At 66.8% G+C, this 12,882-nt stretch carries 10 protein-coding genes; all 10 read left to right on the top strand.

Features of this window, described 5'->3' with window-relative positions; genetic code table 11:
* The gene (gene bcsZ / locus IAE37_RS26870; protein WP_201178481.1) at positions 1–1,188 is read left to right on the top strand and encodes a cellulose synthase complex periplasmic endoglucanase BcsZ; all 1,188 of its coding nucleotides are present in this window, start codon (positions 1–3) and stop codon (positions 1,186–1,188) included.
* The gene (locus IAE37_RS26865; protein ID WP_201178480.1) at positions 1,167–4,988 is read left to right on the top strand and encodes a cellulose biosynthesis protein BcsC; all 3,822 of its coding nucleotides are present in this window, start codon (positions 1,167–1,169) and stop codon (positions 4,986–4,988) included. The genes bcsZ and IAE37_RS26865 overlap by 22 nt, the downstream gene beginning before the upstream one ends.
* A 20-nt stretch (positions 4,989–5,008) precedes the next feature.
* Positions 5,009–5,668, top strand: a complete 660-nt coding sequence (locus IAE37_RS26860; protein ID WP_201178479.1) for an SGNH/GDSL hydrolase family protein — start codon at positions 5,009–5,011, stop codon at positions 5,666–5,668.
* A complete protein-coding gene (locus IAE37_RS26855) occupies positions 5,668–6,324 on the top strand; it encodes an alginate O-acetyltransferase AlgF (RefSeq protein ID WP_201178491.1) in 657 nt (218 codons plus the stop codon). Before IAE37_RS26860 ends, IAE37_RS26855 begins: the two co-directional genes overlap by 1 nt.
* A 37-nt stretch (positions 6,325–6,361) precedes the next feature.
* Positions 6,362–7,777: an MBOAT family O-acyltransferase gene (locus tag IAE37_RS26850; protein ID WP_201178478.1), complete on the top strand. Its 1,416-nt coding sequence runs from the start codon at positions 6,362–6,364 to the stop codon at positions 7,775–7,777.
* Between the two features lie 9 nt (positions 7,778–7,786).
* Complete coding sequence (locus IAE37_RS26845; RefSeq protein WP_201178477.1) at positions 7,787–8,923, top strand: alginate O-acetyltransferase AlgX-related protein; 1,137 nt, start codon at positions 7,787–7,789, stop codon at positions 8,921–8,923.
* 194 nt (positions 8,924–9,117) lie between these two features.
* Positions 9,118–10,017, top strand: coding sequence for a TauD/TfdA dioxygenase family protein (locus IAE37_RS26840; protein WP_201178476.1), 900 nt, complete (start codon positions 9,118–9,120; stop codon positions 10,015–10,017).
* Between the two features lie 17 nt (positions 10,018–10,034).
* Positions 10,035–11,054, top strand: coding sequence for an ABC transporter substrate-binding protein (locus IAE37_RS26835; RefSeq protein ID WP_201178475.1), 1,020 nt, complete (start codon positions 10,035–10,037; stop codon positions 11,052–11,054).
* A gap of 6 nt (positions 11,055–11,060) precedes the next feature.
* Positions 11,061–11,924, top strand: coding sequence for an ABC transporter ATP-binding protein (locus IAE37_RS26830; protein WP_201178474.1), 864 nt, complete (start codon positions 11,061–11,063; stop codon positions 11,922–11,924).
* A gap of 14 nt (positions 11,925–11,938) precedes the next feature.
* On the top strand, positions 11,939–12,802 hold the full coding sequence (locus tag IAE37_RS26825) for an ABC transporter permease (protein ID WP_201178473.1): 864 nt from the start codon (positions 11,939–11,941) through the stop codon (positions 12,800–12,802).
* Positions 12,803–12,882: the final 80 nt, after the last annotated feature.

Here is a 12,882-nt window from a genome sequence, read left to right as displayed (position 1 = left end):
ATGGCTCGCTTGCTGTCACGCGCCCTGATGGCCCTGGTGCTGTGCACCGGCTTGTCGGCCCAGGCGGCCCAGCCTGTCTGCAAGGCCGTCTGGCCAATGTGGACAACCTTCGCCGAGCGCTGGGTGCAGGCTGATGGCCGGGTCCTGGAGTCCAGCCTCAAGGCCAACCACAGTACCTCCGAAGGGCAGGCCTACGCCTTGTTCTTCGCCCTGGTGGCCAACGACCGTGCGCGCTTCGAGCAGATCTGGCGCTGGAGCCGCGAGAACCTCGCCGGCAACCAGCCTGGGGCGATGCTGCCGGGCTGGCTGTGGGGGCAGGGTAGCGATGGCAGCTGGCAGATCCAGGACCGCAACTCGGCCTCCGATGCCGACCTGTGGTTCGCCTACGCGCTGATCGAGGCCGACCGCCTGTGGCAGGTCCCGGCCTACCGCGCCGACGCGCAGGCCCTGTTGGGCCAGATCAAGGCCCAGGAAGTGGCCGAGCTGCCAGGTCTTGGTCCGACCCTGCTGCCAGGACCGGTCGGCTTCGCCCAGGCCGACCACCTGTGGCGCCTGAACCCGAGCTACGTGCCACTGCCGCTGTTGCGCCGGGTGGCCTCGTTCGACGCGCAAGGGCCGTGGAAGGGCGTGCTGCAGAGCAGCGCCAGGCTGCTGCGCGAAGGCGGCGGCCAGGGCTTGGCCGCCGACTGGGTCGGCTACCGTGCCAGCGCCGCCAAGGCCGGGCTCTTTGTCACTGATGCGACCTCCGGGGGGCTGGGCAGCTATGACGCGATCCGCGTCTACCTGTGGGCCGGCATGACCGACCCCGCCGACCCGCAGGCCGCGCCAGTTCTGGCGGCCTTGCAGGGCATGGCGCGGTTGACCGCCGCCAGCGGCGTGCCGCCGGAAAAGGTCGCCCTCGCCAGCGGCCATGGCGAAGGCGCCGGCCCGTTCGGCTTCTCTGCCGCCCTGGTGCCCTATTTCCAGGCCAATGGCCAGCCGTGGCTCGCCGAACTGCAGGAGCGGCGCGCCCGGCAAGCGCTGGAAACCGCCCTGCAAGGCCCGCGTGATCCCAAGCTGCCCTCGGTCTACTACGACTACATGCTCAGCCTGTTCGGCCTTGGCTGGGGCGAACACCGCTACCGCTTCGCCGCCAACGGCCAATTGAAGCCCTTCTGGGAGTCCGAATGTTCCGCAAAAGCCCCCTGACTCTGGGTCTGCTGGCCGTCCTGATCCACGGCGCCGCCCTAGGCGAGAACAGCGATCCCAACCGCGACCCCAGCCACCTGCTGATCGACCAGGGCCTGTTCTGGCAGGCCCAGGACAAGCCCAAGCGCGCCGCCGAAGTGTGGAACAAGCTGCTCCTGCTCGATGCGCAGCAGCCTGACGCGCTGTACGGTTTGGGGCTGATCGCCGTCGGCGACAAGCAGCTGGCCAAGGCCAACGAATACCTGGCTCGCCTGCGCGCGTTGAGCCCGCCGCCGCGCCAGGCGCGCCAGCTGGCCCAGGATATCCGCCTGGCCGACCCGGCCAATGCCAAGCTGCTGGAGCAGGCGCGCCTGGCGGTCGACAACGACCAGCGCGCCGAGGCCGACGCGCTCTATCGCAGGGCCTTGGGCAACCAGCCGGCCCAGGGCCGTGTCGGGCGCGAGTTCTACAACAATCTGGGGTTCCTCGACGGTCACTGGCCGGAGGCGCGCCAAGGCTTCGAGCGCTTGCGCCAGGAGCAGCCGGACGATCCCTACGTGACGCTGTTCTTTGCCAAGCACCTGGTGCGCCGCGAAGACACTCGTGAAGAAGGTATCCGGGCCCTGGAGCGCCTGGCCAAGCGCGAGGACATCGGTGGCGACGCAGACGAGACCTGGCGCCTGGCCCTGACCTGGCTGGGTGCGCCGACCACCGGCCAACGGCCGTTGTTCGAAAGCTTTCTGGCCAGCCACCCCGACGACGAGGAAATCCGCGCCCTGCTCGCCAAGGGCCGTGCCAGCGGCGCGGCGAGTGCTACCGGTTGGCAGCGCGACCCACAGGTGCAGCGGGGCCTGAAGGCCCTCGAACAAGGCGACCAGGCAGTTGCTGAACGTGAATTGTCCGCCCGTCTGAGGGCCGCGCCGAACGACGCCGATGCCCTCGGTGGACTCGGCGTGCTGCGCCAGCAGCAAAACCGTTTCGAGGATGCCGAGGTGCTCCTCGGCCGCGCCGTGAAAGCCGGTGGCCGTTCGTGGCAGAAAGCCCTCGACGAAGTGCGCTACTGGTCGCTGTTGCAACAGGCCCGGCAGAGCCAGGCGCAAGGCCGCACGGCCGACGCCCAGGTGCAGCTGGAGCACGCCCGGCGCATGCGCCCGCAGGCCCCGGAGGCGGCGCTGGCGCTGGCCGATGTGCAGGCCGCCAACGGCAACCCAGCGGCAGCCGAGCCGTTGTATCGCCAGGTGCTGGCGCAGCAGCCCAGCGATGTGAACGCACGTCGTGGCCTGATCGGTGCGCTGGTCCAGCAGGGCAAGCAGGAGCAGGCGCTGCGCGAAGTGCAGCAATTGCCCGGTGACGAGCAGGCCAAGCTCGGTGGTCTTGGTCGTATGCGGGCCGACCTGGCCCTGCAACAGGCGCGGTCGGCTGAACAGCGTGGCGACACGGCAGGCCAGCGTACGGCACTCGAAGAGGCCCTGCGTAACGACCCGAACAATGCCTGGGCGCGTTACGGTCTGGCGCGGCTGTACCAAGGCATGGGCGCTGGCGACGAGGCCCGCAGCCTGATGGACGGGATGCTGCGCGCACAACCCAACGACCCCGATGCGTTGTACACCTCGGCGCTGTTCTCGATGCAGCAGGGCGAATGGGGCAAGGCCCGTGAGCAGCTTTCCGGCATCCCGGCCGAGGCACGTAGCGAAGAGGTCGCCCAACTGCTCGGCGACGTCGAGTTCCGGATGCGTCTGCAGGAGGTCGAGCGCCTCAACAAGCGCGGCAGCTACCAGGAGGCGCGGGTGTTCCTGTCGCGCCTGGAACCTCTGGCCCGTGGCGTGCCCGAGCGCCAGGCGCAACTGGCCTCGGCCTATGCCGACGCCAAGGACCCGCAGCGCGCCCTGGGCCTGTTGCGAGGCGTGATGGCCGGCAGTTCACAGTCCGATACCGGCCTGTTGCTGCGCTATGCCGGCGTGCTGTTGCAGGCCGGCCAGGAGCCCGAGGTCGCTGGCATTCTGCGCGATATCCAGGGCCAGTCGCTGAGCCCCGAGCAGCGTCGCCAGTATGACGACCTGCTGTTCCTCTACCGCGTGCGCAAGGCCGATCAGCTGCGCGAGCAGGGTGACCTGGCTGCGGCCTACGACACCCTGTCGCCAGCCCTGGTGCAACGCCCGCAGGACCCGCTGGCCGGTGCCGCGCTGGCACGCATGTATGCGGCCAACGGCGATACCAACAAGGCCTTCGAGCTTTACCAGCCACTGGTGCAGCGTAACCCCGACGATGCCCGGCTGCTGGTCGGCGCCGCCGACGTCGCTGCGCAACTGCGCGAGGACAGCTACGCCAACCAGGCCCTGGAGCAGGCGCTGAAGGTGGCCCCGGACGACCCTGACGTGCTGACCGTGGCAGCGCGTATCTACCGCTTCCAGGGCCGCACCAGCGAAGCCGCAGCGCTGCTCGGCAAGGTGGTCAACCAGGAGAAGCGCCAGCAGGACAGCAGCACCTACGCAGCGTCCACGCCTACCAGCGTGCCGGGCAACCCGTTCGCCAGGGCTGACCAGCCACGTGCCGGACAGTCGGTGGACGCGCTCCTGGCGCCGACCCTGGCCGCCGCGCAGCCGACCCGCTTGCCATCGCCCAGTGTTACCAACGACGCCAACAATCCCTTCGTGACCACGGCCCAGGCCGGCAAGCCTGATCCACGCGCTGGCATGAGCCAGGCGGCCCGGGCGCTGAGCGATATCCAGCAGGAGCGCAGTGCCTACGTGGCCCAGGGGCTGGAAGTCAGTGGTAACGACAGCGAGGCGGGCCTGGGACGGATGACCAGCGTGCAGACGCCGTTCGAGGCCAGCGCACCGGTGGGCGACAGCCGCGTGGCGTTGCGTGTCACGCCGGTCGCGCTCAATGCTGGCAGCCCCAGCAGCGAAGCGGCGACTCGCTTCGGCCTTGGCACGACCAAAGTCGGCTCGCAGAAAGCGTCCGGCGTCGGCGTGGCCGTGGCCTTCGAAAACCAGCCAAGCGGGGTCAAGGCCGATATCGGCACCACGCCGCAGGGCTTCCTCTACAGCACCCTGGTCGGCGGCGTGTCCGTGGAGCGGCCGGTGGCCGGCAATCCGGACCTGCACTGGAAAGTCTCGGCGTCGCGGCGTGCGGTCACTGACAGCGTCACCTCGTTCGCCGGCAGCAAGGACAAGCGCAGCGACCTGAAGTGGGGCGGCGTCACCGCCAACGGCGGGCGCCTCGAGCTGGGCTACGACGATCGCCAGTTCGGCGCCTACGTGTATGGCTCGATGCACAACCTCAAGGGCCACCATGTCGAGGACAACACCCGCGCCGAGCTGGGCAGTGGCATGTACTGGTACCTGCAGAACAGCGAAGACACCCAGCTCACCGCCGGCGTGAGCCTGATGGTCATGGGCTATGAAGACAACCAGGGTTACTACACCTACGGCCATGGGGGCTACTTCAGCCCGCAGAGCTTCTTCGCCCTTGGAGTGCCGGTCAGCTGGTCGCGGCGCTTCGAGCGCCTGAGCGTGTCGGTCAAGGGCTCGGTCGGGGTGCAGTCCTTCCACCAGGACGCCGTTGACTACTACCCCACGATCAAGGGTACTCAGCCGGAATACTCCAGCGACAGCAAGACCGGCGTCGGCTACAACCTCGCCGCTGCCGCCGAATACCAGCTCGGGCGCAACTTCATCCTTGGTGGCCACATGGGCCTGAACAACGCCCAGGACTACCGCGAATTCAACGGTGGCATGTACGTGCGCTACATGTTCGAGGACCAGTACCGGCCGATGGCCTTGCCGGTCAGTCCCTACCGCTCCCCTTATTCCAATTGAACCGATTCTAGGAGAACACCATGCCTGCTTCCGCGATTGCCGGCCTGTCCATGCTGGTACTGGGTGAGAGCCACATGAGCCTGGCCAACCACCTGACCGAGCCACTCAACGCCGCCGTGGTGGCCAAGGGCGGCCATGCCTATTCGATCGGTGCCTGCGGTGCCAGTGCGGCCGACTGGCTGGTGACCAAGAAGGTCGACTGCGGCGCCGAGCAGCAGGACAACGGCAAGCTGCAGATCAAGGGCCGCGAAGCCACCACCACGCCGATCAAGGAACTGATCGCCCAGCACAAGCCCGATGTGGTGGTGCTGGTGATCGGCGACACCATGGCCAGCTACGACAAGCCTGCCTTCCCCAAGGCCTGGGCCTGGCAAAGCGTCACCAGCCTGACCAAGGCCATCAGCGAGACCGGCACCAAGTGCGTGTGGGTCGGCCCGGCCTGGGGCAAGGTCGGCGGCATGTACAAGAAGAACGACCAGCGCACCCAGCTGATGTCGCAGTTCCTCGCCGCCAACGTCGCACCGTGCAGCTACATCGATTCGCTGACCCTGTCCAAGCCCGGCCAGTGGATCACCACCGATGGCCAGCACTTCACCGTGGCCGGCTACAAGTCGTGGGCCGGCGCCATCGTCGACGCCATGGACAAGCTGCCGGCCGGCAGCCTCAAGGGGAGCAAATGATGCGTCGTATCGCCGGCGGCCTGGCCGCCTTGCTGAGCCTGGGCGCGGCCCACGCCGCAGAGATCCCGCTGTACCCGACCGGCCCCAGCGAAGACGCGGCCTTCCTGCGCTTCTTCAATGCCGGCAGCGCCGAGCTGCAACTGAGCGCGGCCAACGGTGCGGGTCTGAAACTGGCGCCGGGCACGGCCTCGAACTTCCTCACGGTGCCTGCCGGCAAGCCGATCAAAGGCACCCTAGCACTGGCCGGGCAGCAACAGGCGCTCGATGTCAGTGTCGAGCCTGGGGAATTCGCCACTGTGGTAGGGCTGCCCGACAGCAAGGCGATGCGCCTGGTGACCGTGCGTGAACAGCCTGATGACTTCAATGCCCTGAAGGCCTCGCTGGCGTTCTACAGCCTGGATGCCGGCTGCGCCCAGCCTGGCCTGCGCTCGGCGGCCGGCAACGTCGCCATCTTCAACAACGTCGCCGACGGCAGTGCTCAGCGACGCTCGATCAACCCGCTCAAGCTGGCCGTGCAACTGACCTGCGGCGGAGCCCCGCGTGGCGAGGCGCTGGACCTCGGCCAACTGGCCGCCGGCCAGCGCTATACCGTGTTCCTCGCGCCCGGCGCCGAGGGGCCGCGCCTGTACCAGGCGCAAGACACGCTGGCCAACTGAGCCTCGCCAACCGCCACACGCCTACTGACGGACAACCATGGTCTTCGCCTCGCTCGAGTTTCTGCTGCTGTTTCTTCCTGCGTTCATGCTGGTGTATGCATTGGCGCGGCCCACGGGGCGAAACCTGGTGCTGTTGCTCGGCAGCTGGTTCTTCTATGGCTGGCTGAGCCCGGCCTTCCTGCTGCTGCATATCGTGCTGACGATCGGTGGCTGGGTGGGTGGGCTGCTGGTAGCGAGCAGTGGCGAGACGACGTCGCGGCGCAAGCAACTGCTGGCCGCGCTGATCGTCGTCAACACCCTGGTGCTGTGCTGGTACAAGTACGCCAACATCGTCGCCGCCAGCTTCAACGAGCTGCTCACCGCGCATGGCGCGATGCCGTTCGAATGGCAGAAGGTGGCGCTGCCCGCCGGGCTTTCGTTCATCGTCCTGCAGGTGATCTCCTATCTGGTCGATGTGCATCGCAAGGTGGTCCCGGTAGAGCGCAATTTCGCCAACTTCGCCACCTATCTGGCGATGTTCGGCCACTCCATCGCCGGCCCGATCATTCGCTATGACTGGGTTCGCCAGGAACTGCGCCAGCGTTACTTCAACCCGCTGAACTTCGCCCTCGGCGCGCGGCGCTTCATGATCGGCATGAGCATGAAGGTGTTGGTGGCCGACAGCCTGTCGCCATTGGTGGGCGTGGCCTTCGCCCAGGAACACCCGTCGTTCGTCGATGCCTGGATCGGTTGCCTGGCCTACTCGCTGCAGCTGTTCTTCGACTTTGCCGGCTATAGCGCCATGGCCATCGGCCTGGGCCTGATGCTCGGCTTCCACTTTCCGGAAAACTTCAACCACCCGTACTGGGCGCGTAACATTCAGGACTTCTGGCGGCGTTGGCACATCTCGCTGTCGAGCTGGCTGCGCGACTACTTGTACATCGGCCTGGGCGGTAACCGCCACGGGGTGTGGAAAACCTACCGCAACCTGTTCCTGATCATGGCCATCGGCGGTTTGTGGCATGGCGGCGACAGCTGGAACTACCTGCTCTGGGGCTGCGCCCACGGCATCGCCCTGTGCATCGACCGCGCTTGGACCCGTGCGGGTTTACCCGACCTGCCGGCTTGGCTGGCGCACAGCGTGACGCTGTTGTTCGTGTGCCTGGCCTGGACCCTGTTCCGCGCGCCCAACTTCGCCAGCGCACTGAGCCTGTACGCCGGCCAGTTCGGCCTGCACGGCTTCGCTCTGGGCGATGACCTGGCCGCTACCCTGCGTCCGGTGCATGGGCTGGCCGCCGGCCTCGGCGTACTGTGCCTGCTGCTGCCGCTGTGGCAGCAGCAGGTCGAACAGCGCCTGGGCCAGCACCGGGCAGTGCGGATGGTGGGTGCCGTATGGCCGCTACTGGGCTTTGCCCTGTCGTTCGCGCTGATCGCCAGCCGCGAAACCGTGCCGTTTCTCTACTTCCAGTTCTAAGGGGCGCCCATGTCGAAGAAAGATCCTTCCCTGGCGCCGGTGCCACCCAGCCCGATGATGATCCGGCTCAGCCCATTGGCGGGCCTGAGCATGTTCGTCTTCATGCTGGCCGGTCTGCTTGCCTGCCTGTGGGCCATCTTCAGCGGCAAGGTCAGCCTGTGGCCGGAGCACCTGGGTTGGCAGGGCGTACGCGATGGCGAGATCACCCACCACATTGCCCACGAACTGTCCCATGTCTCGCTGGCGCAGCGCGCCGCCGACCTGGAGCGCGGCTTCAGCTGGCTCACTGTGGGCGACACCGGCCCGCGCGTGCGCAGTGGTTGCCCGGGTTGGCTGTTCCTGGCCGATGAAACCCGGATCCACCCGCATGCCCAGGCCAACGCCGAGGCGCGGGCGAACAAGGTGGTAGCCGTGCGCGACTGGTTGGCGGCGCGCAACATCCGCCTGCTGGTGCTGCTGGTGCCGGACAAGAGCCGGATTGCCGCTGCGCAGTTGTGTGGCTTGGCCCGCTCGCCCGCGCTGGAGGGCCGCCTGCAACAGTGGAGCGCACGCCTGCAGCACGCCGGCATCGCCACCGTCAATCCTACTGCCGCGTTGCAGAAACTGGGCGCCGCCGCGTTTCTGCGCACCGACACCCACTGGAGCGAGCAGGGCGCGCAAGCTGCCGCGCAGCAGCTGGCCGCTGCGGTGCTGGCAACCGGCATCACCCCGACGCCTGGGCAAACCTCGGTGCGCACGCTGCAGCCCGAAGCACGGCGCCCAGGCGATCTGGTACGCCTGGCCGGGCTCGATTGGCTGCCCGAGCGCTGGCAGCCTGCCGGCGAAACGGTGGCCGCCTCGCACTTCGAGGTGCAGGCCAGCGCCGCGGCTGGCAGCGAAGATGATCTGTTCGGCGACAGCCAGTTGCCCAACATCGCCTTGATCGGCACCTCGTTCTCCCGCAACAGCAACTTCGTGCCCTTCCTCGAGCAAGGTGTGGGCGCCAGCGTAGGCAACTTCGCCAAGGACGGGGGCGAGTTCAGCGGCGCGGCGAAAGACTATTTCACCAGTGAGGCGTTCAAGCAGACCCCGGCGCAGTTGCTGATCTGGGAGATCAACGAACGCGACTTGCAGAAGCCTTTCAGCGATGACCTGCCGTTACCCTGAAAGTCTTGAGCTCGTTCATATCGTTATTCGCTAACGGTATTTAAAGTATTCCTCTTATGCATTTATAGTCACCCCCACTGCGTACCTGCCGACCAATCGGCGCGCCGCACGACTTGAACCCACACGGGAAATCCCCGTGCGTTTCTAATCGTTGCGCGCCTTATTGAATGTCGCGCACTGCGTGGGAGTGAACCATGTCCGCCGCCTCGAACGCCTTGTCGTCCATCGACAGCGCCCAGCCGCAAACTTTCGAAATCCGCCCATTCTCCGGTGCCGTCGGCGCCGAGATCATCGGCCTGGACCTGGCCCAACCGGTCAACGCCGAGGATTTCACCCGTATCCATCGCGCCCACCTCGACCATCATGTGCTGGTGTTCCGCGACCAGCGCATCAGCCCCCAGCAGCAGATCGCCTTCAGCCGCCGTTTCGGCGAGCTGCAGATCCACGTGCTCAAGCAGTTCCTGCTCAGCGGCCACCCGGAAATCCTGATCGTCTCCAATATCGTCGAGAACGGTCAGAACATCGGCCTCGGCGATGCCGGCAAGTTCTGGCACTCCGACCTGTCCTACAAGGAACTGCCGAGCCTGGGCTCGATGCTGCATGCCCAGGAGCTGCCGAGCGAAGGCGGCGACACCCTGTTCGCCGACATGCACAAGGCCTGGGACGCGGTGCCGCAGGCGCTGCGCCAAGTGGTCGAGAACCGCAGCGCGGCGCATTCCTACACCGCCCGCTACGCCGAGACCAAGTTCGAAGGCAACTGGCGCCCGACCCTCACTGCCGAGCAGTTGGCCCAGGTGCAGGAAGTCATCCATCCCGTGGTCCGAACCCACCCGGAAAACGGCCGCAAGGCGCTGTTCGTCAGCGAAGGCTTCACCACCCGCATCGTCGGCCTGCCCGAGGATGAAAGCCGCGACGTGCTGCAGCAGCTGTACGCCCTGAGCGTGCTCGAGCAGAACATCTACCGCCACCAGTGGCAGCCCCACGACCTGGTGTTCTGGGACAACCGCTCGTTGATCCACCTGGCCACCGGCTGCCCCGCGCACCTGCGCCGCAAGCTGTACCGCACCACCATCCAGGGCGATGCCCCGTTCTGACGACTGAGGAGTCCATCATGCGCAAATCCATCAGCCGCCTGGCGGCAAGCATCGGCCTGGGCGCGAGCCTGGTCGTCGGCAGCCTGGCGGTGCCCGCCGTGGCCCAGGCCGAAGGCAAGATCCGCATCGCCGAGCAGTTCGGCATCGTCTACCTGCTGCTCAACGTGGTGCGTGACCAGCACCTGATCGAAAAACACGGCAAGGAGCAGGGCATCGACATCGAGGTCGACTGGGCACAGCTGTCCGGTGGCTCGGCGATCAACGACGCGCTGCTGTCCGGCTCGGTGGACATCGCCGGCGCCGGTGTCGGCCCGCTGCTGACCGTGTGGGACCGCACCAAGGGCCGGCAGAACGTCAAGGCCGTGGCCTCGCTGGGCAACTTCCCGTACTACCTGGTGAGCAGCAACCCGAACGTGAAGACCATTGCCGACATTTCCGAGAAAGACCGCATCGCCGTGCCGGCGGTGGGCGTCTCGGTGCAGTCGCGCTTCCTGCAGTACGCGGCCGCCCAGCAGTGGGGCGACAAGCAATACAACCGCCTCGACAAGTACACCCTGGCCGTGCCGCACCCGGATGCCACTGCCGCGCTGCTGGCCGGCGGTACCGAGCTCAATGGGCACTTCTCGAACCCACCGTTCCAGGACCAGGTGCTCGCCAACAAGGACGTGCACGTGGTGCTCAACAGCTACGACCTGCTCGGCCCCAACTCGCCGACGCTGCTGTTCGCCACCGAGAAATTCCGCAACGACAACCCCAAGACCTACAAGGCCTTCGTCGACGCCCTGGCCGAGGCTGCGGACTTTGCGCAGAACGACAAGGCCGCGGCGGCGGATACCTACATCCGCGTGACCAAAGCCAAGATCGACCGCGACGCGCTGATCAAGCTGATCGACAACCCACAGTACGAGTTCACCGTCACGCCGAAGAACACCTACAAGCTTGCCGATTTCCTCTACCGGGTCGGTGCGATCAAGAACAAGCCGGCGTCGTGGAAGGACTATTTCTTCCAGGATGAACGCCCGTTGCAGGGGAGCTGATCGACCATGACCGCCCCATTGCCAGGCCACACGGCCAGCAACCTGAGCCCTGTCGCCTCCCCGGCGCTGCTCAAGGTGGACAACCTGAGCCTCGAATACCGCACCTCGCAACGCGTGGTGCGGGCCACCCACCAGGTCAGCTTCGAAATCGACCGTGCTGACCGTTTCGTGCTGTTGGGCCCCTCCGGCTGCGGCAAGTCCACGCTGCTCAAGGCGGTGGCCGGGTTCATCACGCCCCAGGAGGGGCAGATCCTGCTGCAGGGCGAACCGGTCCACGGGCCGGGGCCCGACCGCATCGTGGTGTTCCAGGAGTTCGACCAACTGCCGCCCTGGAAGACGGTGAAGCAGAATGTGATGTTCCCGTTGCTGGTGTCCGGCCAACTCAAGCGGGCCGAGGCCGAGGAGCGGGCCCTGCATTACCTCGACAAGGTCGGCCTGGCCAACTTCGCCGATGCCTATCCGCACACGCTTTCGGGCGGCATGAAGGCGCGGGTGTCGATCGCCAGGGCCTTGGCTACCCAGCCGAAGATCCTGCTGATGGACGAGCCGTTCGCCGCGCTCGACGCCTTGACCCGGCGCAAGATGCAGGAAGAACTGCTGCTGTTGTGGGAGGAGGTGCGGTTTACCCTGTTGTTCGTCACCCACTCCATCGAGGAAGCGCTGGTGGTCGGCAACCGCATCCTGCTGCTGTCGCCCCACCCAGGGCGGGTGCGGGCCGAGGTGCACAGCCATCAATACGACCTGGGTAGCCTTGGCGGCAGCGACTTCCAGGCCAGCGCTCGGCGCATCCACCGCCTGTTGTTCGATGAAGCCGAGGTGCCGGCCGAAGCCGACGAACTGGGTTTCAACGACATCCGCATCGCCTACTGACGGGAGCTTCAGCCATGACCACTACACCTGTACGCCAGGAATACGAGGTGCAGCTGGAGCCCTTGCTCGCTGTGCCCGTGGAACGCCAACTGCCCCTGGCCCAGCGCCTCTGGCAACACGGTTGGCTGCGCAAGGCGGTGATCCTGCTGGTGATCGCCGCGCTGTGGGAGGCCGCTGCCCGTTACCAGGGCAACGACCTGCTGCTGCCGAGCTTCCTGCAGACCGCCGCCGCGCTCTGGGATGGGTTGCTCAGCGGCGAGCTGCCGGCCAAGGTCGGCGTGTCGCTGGTGATCCTGCTCAAGGGCTACGTGCTGGGCATCGTCCTGGCGTTCGGCCTTACCAGCCTGGCGGTGTCGACCCAACTGGGGCGCGACCTGCTGGGTACCCTGACGTCGATGTTCAACCCGTTGCCGGCCATCGCCCTGCTGCCACTGGCGCTGTTGTGGTTCGGGCTGGGTGACAACAGCCTGATCTTCGTGCTGGTGCATTCGGTGCTGTGGGCGCTGGCGCTCAACACCTATGCGGGCTTTCTCGGGGTATCCGAGACCCTGCGCATGGCTGGGCGCAACTATGGCCTGAAGGGGCTGCGGCTGGTGCTGCACATCCTCGTGCCGGCGGCGCTGCCGTCGATCCTGTCGGGGCTGAAGATCGGCTGGGCCTTCGCCTGGCGCACGCTGATCGCCGCCGAACTGGTGTTCGGCGCCAGCAGCGGCAAAGGCGGGTTGGGGTGGTACATCTTCCAGAACCGCAACGAGCTGTATACCGACAAGGTGTTCGCCGGGCTGGCGGTGGTGATCCTGATCGGGCTGCTGGTCGAGGGGTTGGTGTTCAATACCCTGGAGCGGTTGACCGTGCGGCGTTGGGGGATGCAGCGCTAAGCGCCTTCCTGCACCGGCCCCCGGGGGGGGGGGGGCCGCGGGGGGGGGGGGGGGCGGCCGCATATTAATTATGGTGGGAC

The sequence above is a fragment of the Pseudomonas sp. S31 genome, from assembly GCF_016648105.1.
Taxonomy (GTDB): Bacteria; Pseudomonadota; Gammaproteobacteria; order Pseudomonadales; family Pseudomonadaceae; genus Aquipseudomonas.
This window is presented reverse-complemented; position numbering and strand designations above follow the sequence as displayed.

Coding starts and splice junctions, on each gene's coding strand:
- bcsZ (WP_201178481.1), top strand. CDS start 1: ATGGCTCGCTTGCTGTCACGCGCCCTGATGGCCCTGGTGCTGTGCACC.
- IAE37_RS26865 (WP_201178480.1), top strand. CDS start 1,167: ATGTTCCGCAAAAGCCCCCTGACTCTGGGTCTGCTGGCCGTCCTGATC.
- IAE37_RS26860 (WP_201178479.1), top strand. CDS start 5,009: ATGCCTGCTTCCGCGATTGCCGGCCTGTCCATGCTGGTACTGGGTGAG.
- IAE37_RS26855 (WP_201178491.1), top strand. CDS start 5,668: ATGCGTCGTATCGCCGGCGGCCTGGCCGCCTTGCTGAGCCTGGGCGCG.
- IAE37_RS26850 (WP_201178478.1), top strand. CDS start 6,362: ATGGTCTTCGCCTCGCTCGAGTTTCTGCTGCTGTTTCTTCCTGCGTTC.
- IAE37_RS26845 (WP_201178477.1), top strand. CDS start 7,787: ATGTCGAAGAAAGATCCTTCCCTGGCGCCGGTGCCACCCAGCCCGATG.
- IAE37_RS26840 (WP_201178476.1), top strand. CDS start 9,118: ATGTCCGCCGCCTCGAACGCCTTGTCGTCCATCGACAGCGCCCAGCCG.
- IAE37_RS26835 (WP_201178475.1), top strand. CDS start 10,035: ATGCGCAAATCCATCAGCCGCCTGGCGGCAAGCATCGGCCTGGGCGCG.
- IAE37_RS26830 (WP_201178474.1), top strand. CDS start 11,061: ATGACCGCCCCATTGCCAGGCCACACGGCCAGCAACCTGAGCCCTGTC.
- IAE37_RS26825 (WP_201178473.1), top strand. CDS start 11,939: ATGACCACTACACCTGTACGCCAGGAATACGAGGTGCAGCTGGAGCCC.